Source organism: Acinetobacter sp. UBA6720, from assembly GCF_002454215.1.
Classification (GTDB): domain Bacteria; phylum Pseudomonadota; class Gammaproteobacteria; order Pseudomonadales; family Moraxellaceae; genus Acinetobacter.
Window position 1 is genome coordinate 785 of the sequence record NZ_DKIK01000020.1, and the last position, 702, is coordinate 1,486.

General features: G+C 39.2%; 1 protein-coding gene and 1 pseudogene. Both read left to right on the plus strand.

The window, feature by feature from the left end:
- Positions 1-87, plus strand: a pseudogene (locus B4F08_RS02135) (transporter); the annotation flags it as partial.
- An 82-nt stretch (positions 88-169) separates the two neighbouring features.
- Positions 170-702 (plus strand): protein-disulfide reductase DsbD N-terminal domain-containing protein (locus tag B4F08_RS02140; RefSeq protein WP_291372840.1); only part of this gene is annotated, 533 nt, incomplete at its 3' end.

The window sequence follows — 702 nt, forward strand, 5'->3', positions numbered from 1 at the left end:
GCTCAACTTGATGCCAGTATAGGTGTGGATTTGAATGGCGATCAAAAAAGCTATAACGGTGGTTTAGGTTTATCTGTTTTATTCTAGTCAAAATCTCCGCTAACTTTTGAAATCCTTCTGCAGGCAGAATGAGGTCTTAAGTTATCGGGAGAGTTACAGTGAGATGAACATGAAAATGTCTGTTCAGGGTGGGTACATTAGCCAATTAATGCGCTACTTTTTGGCTACTTTATTGTTGTTATGTACGTCTTTGGTTTACGCTCAAGACAATCTATCAGCACCATTACTGACTCCTGAACAGGCATTTGCATTTTCAGTTGAATCGACCAAAACCAATCAAGCGCGGTTACACTGGACCATTCAGCCTAATTATTATCTCTATCAACATAAATTTGAGGTTCAACAAGGCAATCAACCTGTTACGTTGAAATTACCCAAAGCAATTGAACAGTACGATGAAAACTATGGTCATAGCCAAGTTTATTATCAGCAAGCAGAGTTTGAGATTAGCACTCAAGCATCTCAACATTATCGTGTTACATGGCAGGGTTGTGCCAAAGACCGTATTTGCTATCCACCTCAAAATATTGAATTTCAAACCGATGCTGATGGGTTGGTTAGTGTCGAAAATGTCAGTTCTAATTCACAAAAACGTTTTTTAGATGTTGCTCGTTCTGCGAATAGCTTAAATGCTCAGACCGC